Origin of the sequence: Bhargavaea massiliensis, from assembly GCF_050480245.1 — a bacterium.
Classification (GTDB): domain Bacteria; phylum Bacillota; class Bacilli; order Bacillales; family Anoxybacillaceae; genus Anoxybacillus.
The window spans coordinates 1-16,125 of sequence record NZ_JBCNEQ010000057.1 but is presented as its reverse complement, the minus strand read 5'-3'; the positions used below and the strand labels follow the sequence as shown (position 1 = coordinate 16,125).

At 40.3% G+C, this 16,125-nt stretch carries 14 protein-coding genes and 2 pseudogenes; 8 read left to right on the top strand and 8 right to left on the bottom strand.

Translation table 11 applies throughout. The annotated features are described in order from the left end of the window. Positions 1-137: 137 nt before the first annotated feature. A pseudogene (locus ABEV15_RS11245) lies at positions 138-233 on the bottom strand (transposase); the annotation flags it as partial. A 168-nt stretch (positions 234-401) separates the two neighbouring features. Here ABEV15_RS11245 and ABEV15_RS11240 point away from each other — a divergent pair. Together ABEV15_RS11240 and ABEV15_RS11235 are read left to right on the top strand one after the other, a co-directional pair. Continuing rightward, positions 402-875, top strand: a complete 474-nt coding sequence (locus ABEV15_RS11240) for a PCYCGC domain-containing protein (RefSeq protein ID WP_011230081.1) — start codon at positions 402-404, stop codon at positions 873-875. 138 nt (positions 876-1,013) lie between these two features. Continuing rightward, positions 1,014-1,736, top strand: a complete 723-nt coding sequence (locus tag ABEV15_RS11235) for a ZIP family metal transporter (protein WP_009361454.1) — start codon at positions 1,014-1,016, stop codon at positions 1,734-1,736. Between the two features lie 90 nt (positions 1,737-1,826). Here the strand turns inward: ABEV15_RS11235 and ABEV15_RS11230 are convergent, their stop codons facing one another. Continuing rightward, positions 1,827-2,723 (bottom strand): cation diffusion facilitator family transporter, encoded by an 897-nt coding sequence (locus ABEV15_RS11230; protein WP_009361455.1) that lies wholly within the window; start codon positions 2,721-2,723, stop codon positions 1,827-1,829. A 150-nt stretch (positions 2,724-2,873) separates the two neighbouring features. On the opposite strand from ABEV15_RS11230, the gene ABEV15_RS11225 reads away from it, so the two are divergent. The 5 genes and pseudogenes from ABEV15_RS11225 (at position 2,874) to ABEV15_RS11205 (ending at position 7,022) form a co-directional block, all read left to right on the top strand. Beyond that, positions 2,874-3,182, top strand: coding sequence for an ArsR/SmtB family transcription factor (locus tag ABEV15_RS11225; RefSeq protein WP_004891647.1), 309 nt, complete (start codon positions 2,874-2,876; stop codon positions 3,180-3,182). A 14-nt stretch (positions 3,183-3,196) separates the two neighbouring features. Then, a complete protein-coding gene (locus tag ABEV15_RS11220; protein ID WP_004891650.1) occupies positions 3,197-4,153 on the top strand; it encodes a cation diffusion facilitator family transporter in 957 nt (318 codons plus the stop codon). Between the two features lie 15 nt (positions 4,154-4,168). Continuing rightward, positions 4,169-4,291 (top strand): annotated as a pseudogene (locus ABEV15_RS11215) (oxidoreductase); the annotation flags it as partial. Positions 4,292-4,610: 319 nt separating this feature from the next. Further along, positions 4,611-6,365 carry a putative bifunctional diguanylate cyclase/phosphodiesterase gene (locus ABEV15_RS11210; RefSeq protein WP_498853249.1) on the top strand — a complete coding sequence of 585 codons (1,755 nt, stop codon included), beginning with the start codon at positions 4,611-4,613 and terminating at the stop codon, positions 6,363-6,365. Positions 6,366-6,404: 39 nt separating this feature from the next. Beyond that, positions 6,405-7,022 (top strand): histidine phosphatase family protein, encoded by a 618-nt coding sequence (locus tag ABEV15_RS11205; protein WP_004891652.1) that lies wholly within the window; start codon positions 6,405-6,407, stop codon positions 7,020-7,022. Positions 7,023-7,066: 44 nt separating this feature from the next. Here the strand turns inward: ABEV15_RS11205 and ABEV15_RS11200 are convergent, their stop codons facing one another. Genes ABEV15_RS11200 through ABEV15_RS11190 form a run of 3 tightly spaced genes read right to left on the bottom strand, consistent with a single transcriptional unit; the run spans position 7,067 to position 9,408 of the window. Next, positions 7,067-8,422, bottom strand: a complete 1,356-nt coding sequence (locus tag ABEV15_RS11200; protein WP_498853250.1) for a nucleoside recognition domain-containing protein — start codon at positions 8,420-8,422, stop codon at positions 7,067-7,069. Between the two features lie 7 nt (positions 8,423-8,429). Then, a complete protein-coding gene (locus ABEV15_RS11195) occupies positions 8,430-9,164 on the bottom strand; it encodes a FeoB small GTPase domain-containing protein (RefSeq protein WP_004891658.1) in 735 nt (244 codons plus the stop codon). Further along, on the bottom strand, positions 9,157-9,408 hold the full coding sequence (locus ABEV15_RS11190) for a FeoA family protein (RefSeq protein ID WP_004891660.1): 252 nt from the start codon (positions 9,406-9,408) through the stop codon (positions 9,157-9,159). The genes ABEV15_RS11195 and ABEV15_RS11190 overlap by 8 nt, the downstream gene beginning before the upstream one ends. A gap of 229 nt (positions 9,409-9,637) precedes the next feature. On the opposite strand from ABEV15_RS11190, the gene ABEV15_RS11185 reads away from it, so the two are divergent. Further along, complete coding sequence (locus ABEV15_RS11185) at positions 9,638-10,366, top strand: M48 family metallopeptidase (protein ID WP_498853248.1); 729 nt, start codon at positions 9,638-9,640, stop codon at positions 10,364-10,366. A gap of 42 nt (positions 10,367-10,408) precedes the next feature. Here the strand turns inward: ABEV15_RS11185 and ABEV15_RS11180 are convergent, their stop codons facing one another. Genes ABEV15_RS11180 through ABEV15_RS11170 form a run of 3 tightly spaced genes read right to left on the bottom strand, consistent with a single transcriptional unit; the run spans position 10,409 to position 16,014 of the window. After that, complete coding sequence (locus ABEV15_RS11180) at positions 10,409-13,363, bottom strand: type I restriction endonuclease subunit R (protein WP_498853247.1); 2,955 nt, start codon at positions 13,361-13,363, stop codon at positions 10,409-10,411. Further along, positions 13,360-14,535 carry a restriction endonuclease subunit S gene (locus tag ABEV15_RS11175; RefSeq protein WP_498853246.1) on the bottom strand — a complete coding sequence of 392 codons (1,176 nt, stop codon included), beginning with the start codon at positions 14,533-14,535 and terminating at the stop codon, positions 13,360-13,362. The genes ABEV15_RS11180 and ABEV15_RS11175 overlap by 4 nt, the downstream gene beginning before the upstream one ends. Continuing rightward, entirely contained in the window at positions 14,536-16,014 is a 1,479-nt protein-coding gene (locus ABEV15_RS11170; RefSeq protein ID WP_498853245.1) for a type I restriction-modification system subunit M, read from the bottom strand. Positions 16,015-16,125 lie beyond the last annotated feature (111 nt).

Below are 16,125 nucleotides of genomic sequence, written 5' to 3'. Positions count from 1 at the left end.
TGAATACTTCTCCCGTAAAAATGGGCATGCTCAAATAAGACAGCTACCATCTCTGATTTCCAATCGAGAGGAAGTTGCCCAAATAAAACCCGACGAACGAAAGAAATGAACGTACGAACGGTGCCTGGCACCGTTCGTAAGGATTTTCCCACGATCACACCCATCAAATACACAATGATTTGATATTGGGTCTTGATTATTTCGAGCAAATAGGCTAATAATTGAGGTAACAAAGCTTGTCACTCCTTTGTTTTGGCTGTTGGGTGTCGTTACCTCAATGATGGCCGAAAACAACGGGGGTGGCAAGCTTTTTTTCTTCCAACCGTTGAAACTCAAGGGAAAACCGTGAGTGTGGAGGATAAACTTTTGACAATACCCTAATGTTATAAGAGGTGACAAGGATGAAATATAAGGGAATGATTGTTTTACTTCTGCTCACTTTGATCATTTCGGCTTGCAGTTCCAATAAAGAACAATCACATCAAGAGCATTCTTCCAATGGGGATTTGCAAGAAAAAACTGCTTCTGCTGACGTTTTACCGACCTTTTTGAAAGGTCAAAGTGAAGAGGTCCGCTTGGTATATCAAGCTGCTGGCAAATCAATAGAGTTGTTACAATGGATTCCTTGTTATTGCGGTTGTGCCGAGAGTGCGGGACATAAAAGTAGTATGAATTGCTTTGTCAAAAAAATCAATAAAGATGGTTCTGTTGTCTGGGATGACCACGGTACTCGTTGTGGTGTTTGCTTACAAATCGCAGCGGAATCCATTAAAATGAAACAAGAAGGTAAGTCTATAAAGGAAATTCGCCATTACATTGATGAAAAGTACAAAGAAGGTTACGCAAAACCAACTAAAACTCCAATGCCTTTATAATAAACAAACCTCACTTTTCCGAAAACGAAGGCTTTACAATCCTCCCACGGCGGAGGATTTTTTTTGTTTTCTTAAGGCATATTTTATGGTTTTGATAGATATACAAAGTAAAGACAACTAGTACAAGGGGGACGATGGGTGAATTCACTTGGGCTTTTAGGGTTTTCTGCTTCTGCTATTGGAATGTTATCTGGTGGAGTGATTGCTTGGTTGTTTAAAAGTTTACAAAAAGGAATGCCGACCATTTTTTCAATATGTAGTGGAATGATATTTGGATTGGTCACAATGGAAATTTTGCCTGAAAGTATAGAAATCGGAGGTTGGTTTATTGTTATTGTCGGATTGGTTTTTGGTTATTTTATTTACAAGCATCTAGAAAAGGTTTCTCATAATGTGATCATTATTACAAATGACGCTAAAAAAGACGTATTCGTACATTCTGGTCTATTTTTAACATTCAGTATTGCCCTGCACAATTTTCCAACAGGCATTGCACTTGGAACTAATACTCACGCTTCATTGACTAAACCAATGATGACTACGATTATGCTTCACAATATTCCAGAAGGGATTGCTGTTTTTACTCCCTTGTTGATGGCTGGGTTTGGAATTCTCAGCATCATACTTGGGGCAACCATAGCCTCCGCCCCCGTAGGAGTTGGAGCCTTCATAGGAAGCAATTATGGAATGGGGGTTCCTTGGCTAGTAGCAATGATTATCGCATTGGCGATGGGGGTAATGCTTTCAGTGACGGGAAAAGAAATTTTTGGAACAGCTTTACGCACATCTACAAAAATATACTGTGTTATAATGGCTATAATTGGTTTTGTATTGGTTTCATTTTACTTATTTTTTCTGTAAAAAACTTGAGGATAACGTCATACGGGAATTTGAATAAGAATTTACAATAGATGTGCTTATATTTTAAAGGACAGCTTACTGCTGTCCTTTTTATACCCTTAAATCGGTATGTTGTAAGTCCGATTTTTCCACTTGAATTGTCGTATGCAAGATGTGAAATTCTTCTTCAATCCGTTGGATGGACTGTTTCAAAATGTCCTGACTATCCTTGGTATCATCAATGAGCAAATGGCAACTGAGCGAATCCAACCCAGAGGTGATTGTCCAGATGTGTAAATCGTGAACATCTTTTACGCCCTCAATGGATTGAAGAGTTTGCTTTACTTTGTCCATATCAATTGTAATCGGCGTTCCTTCCATAAGAATGTGAAAGGAGTTGCTTACCACACCCCAAGCGCTTCTCAAGATTAATAGCGACACGACAACACTGATGATGGGGTCAGCCACATACCAGCCGAAAAAGTACATTACAATCCCTGCCACAATTGCCCCAATCGCACCTAATGCATCAGAAATGATATGCAAATAGGCACTTCGCACATTTACATTTTCTTTGGTATCACTTTTTTTTGTCAAAATAAATGCGCTGGTGATGTTTGCCAACAATCCAATGGTAGCAATGAGCATCATTGTACCACTTGCGACTGTTGGAGGTTCAAAAAAACGTTTATAAGCTTCGTAAGAAATAAATCCCGCAATGACGAATAAGAGAAGTCCATTCAACATAGCTGCCAGTATTTCAAATCGGTAAAAACCGTATGTTTTTCGTGGAGAAGGGGGTCTTGCGGCGAACCACATAGCAAACAAGCTCAAAGCTAGAGAGCCAATATCGCTTAACATATGCCCTGCGTCCGATAGTAATGCTAGGCTATTCGTAAACAGTCCACCAAAGAACTCCAAAACCGTTATCCCCGAAGTAATAAGAAGAGCGATCATTAATCCCTTTTTGTTATCTGATACGTGGGAATGATTATGATTGTCTCCCATATCATCAGCCTCCTCTCATTCATTATGAGCTAAATCACCCATTTTCATTAAAAAACATTTCCTAAACTTGACAAAAAACTGAATTTAAAATATTATTACATACATATGAACATATGCTCATATATAATAAATAAAGTGAGGGAAATCATAATGAAAACCGAAGACCATTCTTTCTTAAAATCTGAAACCATTGAAAATGTATCGCAAATATTTAAGGTATTAGCCGATCCAACAAGAATCAAAATTCTTTATTTGTTATCGCAAGAAGAGTGCAATGTAGATCACATTGCAGAAGTATTGGAAATGTCTCAATCAGCTGTTTCCCACCAACTTAGTATGTTACGAAATCTGAGACTGGTTAAGTATCGCCGTGAAGGAAAAACACTATTTTACTCCTGCGATGACGAACACGTTATTTCATTATTAAAACAAGCCATTGACCATTCTGAACATCATTAAGGAGGCGTTTTACAATGCATAATCATCATCACCATCATTCTCACGATCACCACGGTCATCACCATCATCACGGTCACGGACATCATCACCACGACTTCGGCAGAGAAGGTAATAAAAAGGGGCTTACGATTGCCCTTCTCATCACCTCTGGAATTATGTTGTTAGAGTTTTTCGGAGGTTTAATCACAAACAGCCTAGCCCTTCTTTCTGACTCTGGTCATATGCTTAGTGATGCCAGTTCACTTATTCTTAGCTTAGTTGCAATTTGGTTTGCAACCAAACCAGCTTCCCCCAATAAAACGTATGGCTTTTATCGTTTTGAAATCTTAGCCGCTTTATTTAATGGAGTTACCTTGTTTGTTATCGCTGGATTTATCGTATGGGAAGCTATTCAGCGTTTTTACAACCCGCCAACTGTAGCTAGCGGTTCTATGATGCTGATTGCATTCATTGGACTTTTTGCCAACCTTTTAAGCGCCTGGGCGTTAATGAGAAAAGGTGATGTTAAAAATAATGTCAATCTTCGTAGTGCCTATCTTCACGTTATCGGAGATGCTTTAGGTTCTGTTGGAGCCATTGTTGCAGGACTCGTTATGTGGCTCTTTGGTTGGTATATTGCAGACCCCATTATTTCAGTTTTGGTTGCTTTATTAATTTTGAAAGGTGCTTGGGGAGTTATTAAACATACGGTTCATATTTTGATGGAAGGAACGCCTATTACCATTGACCAAAATGAAGTGAAAAAAGCCTTAGAAAGTATTGAAGGAGTGATTGACGTTCACGACCTTCATATTTGGACAATTACTTCAGGGTTGGACTCATTAAGTTGCCATATTTTGATTGAAGATCATCAAGACAGCCAAAAGGTTTTACAAGAAGCGATCCATTTTATTGAGGAACACTTTAAAATTCAGCATACAACCATTCAAATTGAAACCTCTCAAATCCATCACGGGGAAATGAGAATCTAACCCTCTTCGGAGCTGGTTGATTCTGTACAAGGATTATATTTCTTAGGATTGCCGTGGCAGTATCGAAGAGGATCCGCTCTTATTGGAGGAGTGGGTGCCGATGCAGAGTATTTGATAAATGATTTTTTAAACCATTGAAGGTGATGGCAATGTTATGGTTAGAACTTTTTATAGCCCTTCTAAGCTTAACGTAAGTGGGAGAGTATTCATTCAAACATAAGTTTCAAATATTATTAAATGGTTTGAACAAGGTCAGTACCTTGTTCAATATTTTAGAGAGCCTAAGAACTAATAAGTAATAAAAGTTTCCCTTGACTAAAATTCTTTCGGAGGTACAATTTATTTAGGCAACATTTTCTTTGCTCTTACATATATCTAATTCTAAGTGTAGGAGCAATTTTTTTTACCCTAAAAGTTTCCTTTATGCAAAATATTTAGTACAAACCAATTACGAACAGTGCCTGGCACTGTTCGCTTAGAAAACGTTTGCGCTATTTTATGCGTATTACGCGATCGAACAGAACAAAAGCAGATGGAAGCGGCGCTGCAAGAAAGCGAAAAATGGTTTCGGATCATCGCTGAACATTCATCCGACTACATTTTAATTCTTTCTAATGAAGGAAAAGTAACGTATATTTCTCCTTCTTTTGAAAACACGTTCGGTATCGTTCGAGAAGAATGCTTGAAGAACGATTTGTTTCGTTACGTACATCCGGAAGATGTGTTGCTTTTGCAAGAAAAATTACAAATGTTATATGGAACGAACGAGCAACAAACCGTAGAATTTCGTAGACTCAACCAACAAGGCGAATGGGTATGGATGGAAGCTCATGGAAAAGCGATTTTAAATGAGGACGATCAGCTTGATTACATTGTTGTTACGGCGAAAAATATTAGTGAGCGCAAAAAATATGAAGAAAAATTGCATCAGCTCGCTTATTTTGATTCGTTAACTGGCATTGCCAATCGCAGTTATTTTGAAAAATATATACGTCAGCTTGTTGAAGCGCAGACGACGTTTGCCTTATGCTATTTGGATTTTGATAAGTTCAAATGGATTAATGATCATTTTTCGCACCAGGCGGGAGATTATTTTTTAAAAGAGGCGGTGAAGCGGGTTCAAGCGGTGTTGCGTGCTGATGATTTTTTTGCGCGAATTGGCGGAGATGAATTTGTGCTATTGTTGACGAATGCAACAAAAGAAAAAGTGTCCGAGTTAGCGGAGCGGTTGATTCAGGCGTTTCACCAGCCGTTCCGTTACGAAAAACAAATGATTCAATCGACGCTTTCGATCGGCATTGCGTTTTTTCCGAGTGATGCGGACGACCAAGAACAACTGATGAAATATGCCGATCAAGCACTTTACTATGTGAAAGATCGCGGAAAAAACGGCTATTATTTTTACCAGCCCGTTCAAAACCAGGCGGCGGTGATTAAGCGTGATCTTCCGTTTGCAATTATGCGTGAACAATTTTATTTATGTTATCAGCCGAAAATCGAATTAGGAAGCGGCTCTGCGATGGGGGTAGAAACGTTGCTTCGCTGGCGGCATCCGAAACTTGGAGAAATTCCGCCGCTTGAATTTATTCCACTTGCAGAAAAAAGCGGATTTATTTTTGAAATTACCTTGTGGGTATTAGAGCAGGCATGCCGGCAAGTAAAGGAGTGGCAAGTCCATTTTCCGCAGTTAAAATTAGCGGTAAATTTATCTCCATTTTTGTTGAATCGAAAAGAACTGGTCGGTCATGTCATTTACATATTGAACGAAACTGGCTTTGCGCCGGAGCATTTAATTTTAGAAGTGACAGAAAGCGGATTGATGGAAAATATCGAAACAGGCAGGCATATTTTAACGGAGTTGAAAAACATCGGTGTGCAAGTGGCGATCGATGACTTCGGTACCGGTTTTTCATCGCTTGCCTATATCCGTAATTTGCCGGTGTCGATGTTAAAAATTGACCGCAGCTTTATTCAAGGGATTGTTGAAAATTCAAAAGATGCAACGATTGTCGATACGATTATTCATTTAGCGAAAAGCCTTGATATTCAAGTACTTGCAGAAGGGGTCGAAACGAATCACCAATTATCTCTCCTTCAACAAATGCACTGTGATTTTGCCCAAGGCTTTTATTTCAGCAAATCGCTCGAAGCGGAAAAGTTAAAGCAATGGCTTGAGCAATATAACCGAGCAAACATGCCCTCTAACACGTAATGGTGAGAGGGTATGTTACAAGGGGGGACTAGCGTGCTTATGCTATATTTGACAAGACATGGGGAAACGGAGTGGAATATAGAGAAGCGCATGCAAGGTTGGCAAGATTCGCCGCTGACGGAAAAAGGCAGGGAAGATGCGCGCCGGCTTAGGAAAAGGTTAGAGGAAGTCGATTTGACAGCAATTTATGCGAGCACAAGCGGACGGGCGCTTGATACAGCAAAGATCATCCGTGGGGAGCGGTTGATTCCGATTTATCAAGAGGAAAGATTGCGGGAAATCCATCTCGGGGATTGGGAAGGAAAAACGCATGACGAAATTCAGCGGTTCGACCCCATTTTGTTTCACCATTTTTGGAATGAGCCGCACTTGTACGCCCCGAAGCGAGGGGAACGATTTAGTGACGTGCAAAATCGGGCGTTTGCTGCATTAACTGACATCATCAATGAGTACCGTTCCGGCAATATTGTAATTGTAACGCACGGAGTTGTCTTAAAAACGATCGTGACTCGTCTGAAACAAGCCCCGCTGGAAGAACTTTGGGCTCGGCCGTTTATGCATGGTGCGAGTCTTACAACCGTTCGAGTGAAAGACGGGCGATTGGAGTTGCTTGTAGAAGCAGATGTGTCGCATTTAGAGGAAGTGAAAGAGGTATAACAAAATATCCCGCTTGCCTTTTAACTAAGGAAGCGGGATGTTCATTAAAGGAGCCCTAGCCACTGTACGATATGGGCGGTTGTAAACGTTACGGCAATCGCAATACCTGTTGGAAGTGCGAACGCCACAAACGTCCATTTTTTGCTTTTCGTTTCTTTATAAATATTGATGAGTGTTGTCCCGCACGGATAGTGAAGCAACGAAAACAGCATCATATTTAACGCCGTCAGCCATGTCCAGCCGTGGTCGAGGAAAATTTGTTTCAGAGAATGAAGCCCATCAACTTCGGTTAACGCTCCTGTCGATAAATACCCCATCAATAAAATCGGAAGCACAATTTCATTGGCAGGGAGCCCTAAAATGAACGCCATCAAAATGTAGCCGTCGAGTCCTAACTGGCGGGCAAACGGATCAAGCAAATGGGCGACATAAGCAAGGACTGTTGTATCACCGATATGAATGTTAGCTAACACCCATGTCAACACGCCAGCTGGAGCAGCGACTGTTACAGCCCGCTTTAAGACGTAAATGGATTTATCCAATGTGGAGCGAACAATCGTATCCCATATTTTTGGCCGCCGGTATGGCGGAAGTTCGAGCGTATAATGGGTCGGCATGCCGCGTAACGCGGTTTTGGATAACACCCAGGAAACGGTGAGGGTGACGACGATTCCAAATACGACCATCGCGACGACCACACTTGCTGTCATCAACGTCTTCCAGCCACCTGTATAGCCAGCTGCCATAAATAATGAAGCAAGCAAAATTAACGTCGGCCATCTGCCGTTGCAAGGGACAAAGTTGTTCGTTAAAATGGCCAGCATTCGTTCACGTGGCGACTCGATAATTCTTGTGGACATGATCGCCGCAGCGTTGCAGCCGAACCCCATCGCCATCGTCAGCGACTGCTTTCCGTGCGCTCCTGACTTTTTAAATAACCGGTCCATGTTAAAAGCAACGCGTGGAAGATATCCGTAGTTTTCGAGCAAAGCAAAAATCGGGAAGAAAATCGCCATCGGCGGCAACATGACGCTCACGACCCACGTTGTGCCACGGTACAATCCTAGCACGAGAATTCCGTGCAGCCACTCTGGGGCATGCATTTTCTCAAGAGCAAGCGTTATATATCCTTCAAACCATCCGAAAAATTCAGCGAGCAGCGAAGAAGGAACGTTTGCGCCAGCGATTGTGATATAAATAACGACGGCAAGCATGGCGAGCATAATAGGAAATCCCCAGATTTTTGAAGTAAAAATACGATCGAGCTTTTCGGTTTCATGCAGCTTTTCACGTTTTGTGTACGTAATAGTTTCTTTGCAAATGTCTCTTGATGTTTGGAAAATAGCGGAAACAATTTGTTCCCTTGTATCGCCGTCCGATAAACTTTTCGCATAATCCATCAATTCATCAAATGGATTTAGCGGAACAGTGGCACGCATAGTTCGGCACCCCCTTTAACAAATGATGCGGCTGATGCTGCAAGGCGTGAAGCAATGACGTATCTCCGTCTAATAAACGAAGCGCAACCCAGCGCGCCGGATATTCCTCCCCGACAATTTCTTTAACAAGCGGGAGAAGTTTGGTGATCTTTTCTTCGATCGCGCGACTGTATGAAACAACGATCGGTTTTGTTTTGATTTCCCCGTGAACCATCCGGACGATTGTTTCGAGCAATTCCTCGATGCCTTCTTTATTACGCGCCGCAAGCGGTACAACCGGAACGCCTAGTTTTTTGGAAAGTTTAGCGATATCAATGACAATTCCTTTCTTTTTCGCTTCGTCCATTAAGTTGAGGCAGACGATGACACGGTCGGTCATTTCTAATACTTGCAACGCTAAATTCAAATTTCGCTCCAGCGCCGTTGCATCCAACACGACGAGCGTAACATCAGGCTTGGCAAAAATGATAAAATCCCGCGCCACTTCTTCGTCCACGGAGTTAGAGTATAACGAATACGTTCCGGGAAGATCGATGATTCGATATTGTTCATCTTTATAGGTGAAAAAGCCTTCGGCGTGAACGACCGTTTTCCCCGGCCAGTTTCCTGTATGTTGCCGCAAGCCCGTTAACACGTTAAATAACGTACTTTTTCCTGTATTTGGATTTCCTGCGAGTGCAATCGTATATTCACGATTATTCATTGCCGATCCTCTCCCCGTAAATATTAGAACTTTCTTCCTTTCTTAAAGCAATGGTCGTATGGCTGACACGATAAGCCGTTGGGTCACCTAACGGACTTTTTTGCAAGACTGTTACTTCACAGCCGGGCACAAACCCTAAATCAAGCAGTCTCCGCTTCATTGTTCCTTCTATATTAATCTTTGTGATACGAAAACGTTCTCCTGGTTGAGCATCACATAAACGTTCGAGTTTTGCTTGAGTCATAACAGTTTCCCTCCTATTAACAATTTGTACAGAGGTTATAATTTTTCCCTAAACCAACTTTTAATCTTATCTTATTCAGCGAATGTCATTTTGTCAACGATTTTGCTTGTTTTTTGGCGAAAAGAGCATATTCCTTACGAACGGTGCCTGGCACCGTTCGCAATTGACCTTTTGCTTTCCCAAAGTTAAAATGAAAGACAATTAAGGGAACGAAGGAGTCAGTATTTCTATGCCTAGCTTTCAATATGGCAAGACAACAATAGATTATGCAGTAGAGTATAAGCCGGAAAAGCGGGATGTGACGATATCGGTTGAATGGTTAGAGGGGGTAAAAGTCGTAGCTCCTGAGGGGATAGAGCCTACACTTTTACATTCTATCCTTTATAAAAAAGCTCCATGGATTATTGATAAATGGCAGGCGTTAAATCAAATTTCTGATCCCCCTGCCCCAAAAGAGTTTGTAAGTGGAGAGAAATTTGCTTATTTAGGGCGCAATTATCGGTTAAAAGTATATAAAAGTGAAGAAGTTACAAAGCCGGTTCTTATGTTTAAACAAGGGAAATTTATTGCCACGGTGCCACCGCATTTAACAGAAGAAGAAAGAATCTCATTTTTCCAACAAGCGTTCAAAGATTGGTATATTCTGTACGGAGAAATGAAACTACAAGAACGTTTAAAAATTTATTGCCCTAAAATGGGGGTAACTCCTGCTAAAATTAAATTAAAAGAACAAAAAATGCGATGGGGAACATGTACAAACGAAGGAGCCATATATTTAAACTGGAGAATTATGATGGCACCAATGCCGATTATCGATTATTTATTAGTACATGAATTAGCACATATTAAATATCCGAATCACTCCAATGATTTTTGGCATTTTGTTAAATCTGTGATATCGGACTATGAACAAAGAAAAGAATGGTTGCGTATCAATGGCCCAACCTTAACTTTATAAATGACGAAAGCCTCCCTAGATTGGTAGGAGGCTTTCATACGTTTATCGTTTATAATGAACCATCGCTAATGACATAATCTGTTGCGTTACATTTTCTATCTGATCTTTAGGGATAACACTTGCCCGCAACTGCTTCTTAATTTTCTTCCGCATTTCTCGTTTTACATCTTCTTTGTTTATCCAATCAATGACTTGACTTTCCTCGGCAATCATGTCTGTCACAAGATGCGTCAACGCATCGATTGTATCTTTATGTTCTTCATCTGGAAGAATTTGTTGAAACAACTGGTAAAATGGATATTGTTCCCGTGTAAAGCCAAGGTTTTGTGCTTGTTGGTTGACATTACGCATATCGTTGACCATGCTGCGTAGCTTTTCTACCAATTCAGCGATATCCATCATTTTTTTCCGTCTTGCTTCGATTAATTGTTCAAGTTTTTCCCTTAACGACGTGTAGTATACAGGGTTTTCTTCCAGCTTCACTTTAATCTCATGACGAATCGCATGTTCCATTTCCGCCGCCTGTGCTTCTTTTGAAGGGGCTTTTTCCAACCGCTCATCAAACTTATTGGACAAAATATCAATTGGTTCATGGATGACTTCGACAGACTCAGCATATAAATGCTCTGCGATTAATTGTTTGACCTTCTCGCCACACTCGGAAATGTCCATTTGTTCGTCACGATATAACGTTTTTGCCATTTGCCGTACTTTCCCTAAAAACTTTAAGTCTTCTACATATGGAGAAGCTTCAGGGTTCGGTAAAATCATATCCATTCGTTTGGAAAACTCTTTAAACGCTTTTTCAAACTCATGACGCACATCTTCAGGCTCTAATACTTGAACGCACGCATCGGCATCGCTTCGGTTAATATAGTCAAAAAAGCTCATCGCTTTTCGGTGGGCTTGTTTTAACTTTGGCAACTCGCTTTCAATCGGCAACAGCGCTCCTTGAATATCTTGTTTAGAGAAAATCGCGAGCGCCTTCTCTAAAAATTTCGATACCCCAAAGTAGTCAACAATAAGCCCATACGTTTTTCCTTCATACGTACGGTTTGTACGAGCGATTGCCTGAAGAAGGTTATGCTCTTTTAACGGTTTATCTAAGTACATCACTTGTTCGATTGGTGCGTCAAAGCCTGTTAGAAGTTTATCACAAACAATTAAAATCGCTAGTTTATCTTCTTCAAACGGCTTTTTGAAGCGTTCAATTAATTGTTTTTCTTCTTCACGAGAAAGGGAGTAGTCTTTTAATAATTCATTGTTTTTATCTTCGGGACCTGTTGAAATAATTAATGCTGTTTCATATTTTCCATTAATGAGTTCATCTAGCTTTTGTTTATAAATCGCCACCGCTTCACGGTTCACCGCCACCACTTGCGCTTTAAAACCGTTTGGTAAGATATAATTTTCAAAGTGTTCCACAATATCTAAAGCAATTTGCTCAATGCGGCCCGGAGCCGCTAAGATGGCTTCTTCATCTGCATATTTCTTTTTTATTCGCTCACGGTCTTCTTCGCTATAGTCGCTAAATTTACGATCAAATAAGCGATCTAGTGACTCGCCTTGCAAATGAAGGTTAACCATTCGAGCTTCGTAGAAGATTGGAACGGTTGCCCCATCATCGACCGCTTGTTCAATCGTATATTTGTCAATATAAGAGCCAAACGTTCGTGTTGTACTTTTATCTTCTTTATCAATCGGTGTTCCTGTAAATCCAAGGTAACATGCATTCGGCAATCCTTTCCGCATGTTCATCGCTAAACCTTTGTATTGCGTACGGTGCGACTCGTCGACTAGCACAAAAATATTTTCCGACCTTGAAAGTTCTGGATACTCGTCTTGATCTTTGTCTGGTTGGAACTTTTGCACAAGCGTCATAATCGTTGAACCAGGTCCTTGTTGTAATAGCCTTTTAAGGTCTTTAACGCTTTCCGCTTGTTGCGGATTAGGAAAGCCGCATTTACGGAATGTTTTTGTAATTTGGTCATCCAAATCTTTACGGTCGGTTACAACGACAATCGTTGGGTTTTGCAACTCTTTAATTCTTCTAAGTTTTACGGCTAAATATAACATGGTTAACGATTTACCTGAACCTTGCGTATGCCAAATCACCCCACCGCGATCTTTTGGTGTTTTTGCATGTAAAATGCGATGAATCGCTTTATTGACCGCACGGAATTGTTGATAACGAGCAATCTTTTTAATGACCCGACCGCCATCAACTTCAAAGACAATGAAGTTTTGAATCAAATCAAGCAAGTTTTCTTTTGCTAACATCCCTGCCACTAAAATGTCTTGTTTTGTTGGGGAGTCGCCAAGTTCAGGCACCGTTCTTGGATACGGATCTTTCCACTCGCCGTAATGTTGCACTTTCGCACCAATCGTTCCTGCTTTCGCTCGATAATTGCTTGTCGCAATCATAAATTGGTTATAGTAGAACAGCTGCTCATGCGTTTCTTGATAGCGGCGTAATTGGTTGACCGCCTTAGAAATTTGTGTATCTTCTTGTAACGTTGGGCTTTTACATTCAATTACGACTAAAGGCAATCCATTCACAAAAATAACAACGTCAGGACGAATCGTGCCCCTTGCATTTTGAATACGGAACTGGTCAACAACAAGAAATTCATTGTTATAAGGGTTATCAAAATCAATGAGTTTCACCGTTTGATTCTTTTTCCCTTTTCCTAGATCTTGTTGAATCGAAATGTAGTTCACAAGCATTTCATGAAACTTTTCATTCGCTTGCATTAATCCTGTTGCTTCGATGTGAGTAATGTTGTAAATCATGCGGGCAAGGTTGTTCTCGTCAATCCATGGATTCAAACGTTGAATTGCTTTCTTTAACCGTTCCTTCAAAATGACTTCACTTAACGAATCACGTTCAGACTCAAGAGCTGAGCCTGTGATATGTTCATAGCCCAACTCTTGAAGCTGATGAATCAAACGTTTTTCCACGAGGTTTAACTCATTCCATTCACTTGCGGCGGTCACTGTGACATCACCTCATCATCGACTTTGACACGCACTTTGCCTGTGAGCAGGACTTGCATGAGTCCCATTTTTATTGTTTTTAACTTTTCTAACTTCTCAAGTTCAAGTTTCTCTTTATTTTCAACAGATCTAATGATGCTAGAAATTTTGTACTGTTCCTCAATAGGCGGTATAGGTATAAAAATATTAAAGAAGTCATTAACTCCTACATTTAATAAACCATGACTTCTTCCACCCTCTGGAGCAATTGCACTTACTTCCGAGTTCCACAAATTACTCTCAAAATAGTATCTAAAATAATCTTTACACATATTTTCATTAATTCTAAAGCATATATACAGAGTTGAAACAACCCCATCCGGGTACCTCTCAAGCATTTTTATAGCACCCAACGGGTAACCATCAGAATAACTTTTATTATATGCAAAGTCACCCTTCCTTAAATAATAGTAACCATCAATATTTTTGCTCGCCACCGATTTATTAAAATACTCTGTTTGGCTAACTAAGCCGTGCAGTCCAGATATCGTTAATACTCTATCCGTTTTTCCTTTATTCTTCTCAGTAATACGAGTAGAAACTTGGTTTAATTTTCTAATCTCCCACTGCTCCGGAATCTCGCCAATCGCTGTCTTTTTAAACTTCGTATGCCCAATTCCTTTTGTAAGCAACTGTTGCATTAGCCCCTTTTTCACTTTCTCCGTTTGCTCGATGATGGCTTCTGTTTTCTCGATCGCTTCATCAACGGAGGAGAGAATGGCTGCGATTTTGCGTTGTTCTTGTTTAGTAGGTAAAGGGATTTGTATATTATCCAGATTTGCTTTACTTAAACTAGGAACTCCTGTAGCTTCGTTAAGACGTTCAAGTTTATAGTTATCTAGAAAGTAATATAACCACTTTATGTCAACCTTTTCATCATCATGCACAAGACCAAATGCTGTATCAATTATCCAACAATCTTCGCTAATATAAATGGGTTTATCGATTGTTCCTTTTCGACCAACTAATATTACTGGTCCCTTGAAGAGAGGTTTTTCTGCGAATCCGTTAATACCACTGGTACCATAAATCGGATAAGGAGAACTCTCTACCTTGACATCCTTAGGGGACTTTCCGTATTTTAATTCAGCGATATCCTTTAATTGAACATTAATCCATTTTGACGCAGGCATTTAAAATCCCAACTCCTTTAAATACCCATACATCACCTTCTCGATTTCATCCCGTTCTTGTTCGAGTTGACGAAGTTGACGAAGTGCTTCTGCGACATCAATTTCCTCTTCTTCTTCGATTGTATCAATATAGCGGGCGATGTTTAAGTTGTAGTCATTTTCTTTAATTTCCTCTAGTGTAACGACACGGCTATATTTCTCGACATCTTTCCATGCATCATATGTGCTAACGATTTTTTGAATATCTTCATCACGAAGAACATTTTGATTTTTTCCTTCTTGATAGTCCCGTGATGCATCAATGAAAAGAACTTTTCCTTTTTTATGCTCTTCTTTGTTTTTGTTGATGATAAGGATACATGCTGGAATACCTGTTCCGTAGAATAAGTTCGCTGGTAAACCAATAATCGCTTCAATTAAATCTTCTTCTAAGATACCTTGACGAATTTTCCCTTCCGCTCCGCCACGGAAAAGAACGCCGTGTGGCATAACAACTCCCGCTTTTCCTTCATCGTTGAGTGTGGCAATCATATGTTGAATAAACGCATAGTCTCCTGCGTTTTTTGGCGGTAAACCAAAACGGAAACGGTTAAATGCGTCTGCTTCTGCTTCCTCACGTCCCCAGTTTTTTAAGCTAAACGGAGGATTAGCAATGACGCGATCATATAATAGGAGCTCGCCATTTTCGTCTAATAGTTTCGGTTCGCGAATCGTATCGCCTTTTTTAATTTCATGGTCGCTTAAGCCATGAAGCAACAAATTCATTTTACAAATCGCCCATGTATTTAAGTTTTTCTCTTGTCCATGCAATGTAATGTTGCGCGGATTGCCGCCTTTTTCTTTTATATAGTCAACCGATTGAATGAGCATTCCACCAGACCCTGCGGTTGGATCGCATACACGCATACCTTCTTCAGGTTTAATTAGTTTGACAATTAATTTAACGACTTGGCTTGGCGTATAAAACTCGCCACCTTTTTTCCCTGCATCGTCAGCAAACTGCTTGATAAGATATTCATAAGCACGACCAAGGATATCAGGTTCTGATAAGTTTTCATTGCGTAAGTCAATTTGTGAGAAGTGCTGTACTAATTGAAGAATTGTTTTATCTGATAATTTCTCTTTATCGTTAAAGTCAATATTCGCTAATACCCCTTGTAGGGAAGGATTTTCATCTTCCAATAGTTCAAAGGCTTTATTAATAACCGCCCCCACGTCTTGCGAATGGGATTGAATATAACTCCAACGTGCTTTCTCAGGTACGAAAAATTGGTGTTCATCGCGATCATACCAACCGTAATCTTCCCCTTCTTCTTTTTCAATCCGCTCAGCGGTTTCGACAAACACATCGTTTAATCGTTTTAAAAACAGCATTCCGAAGATATAGTTTTTATAATCAGAAGAATCAATACTACCACGCAATATATTCGCAGATTCCCAAAGATGAGATTCAAGTTCTTGTAGCGTTAACTTGCTCATACTGTTTCCCCCGTTTTTTCTTGTTCTTTCATCTCTTCTAACTTTAATCATAACAAAAATTCCTATTTGTAGACTACTGTCATTTGACAACAAATCGAGTAGGAGGAGGTG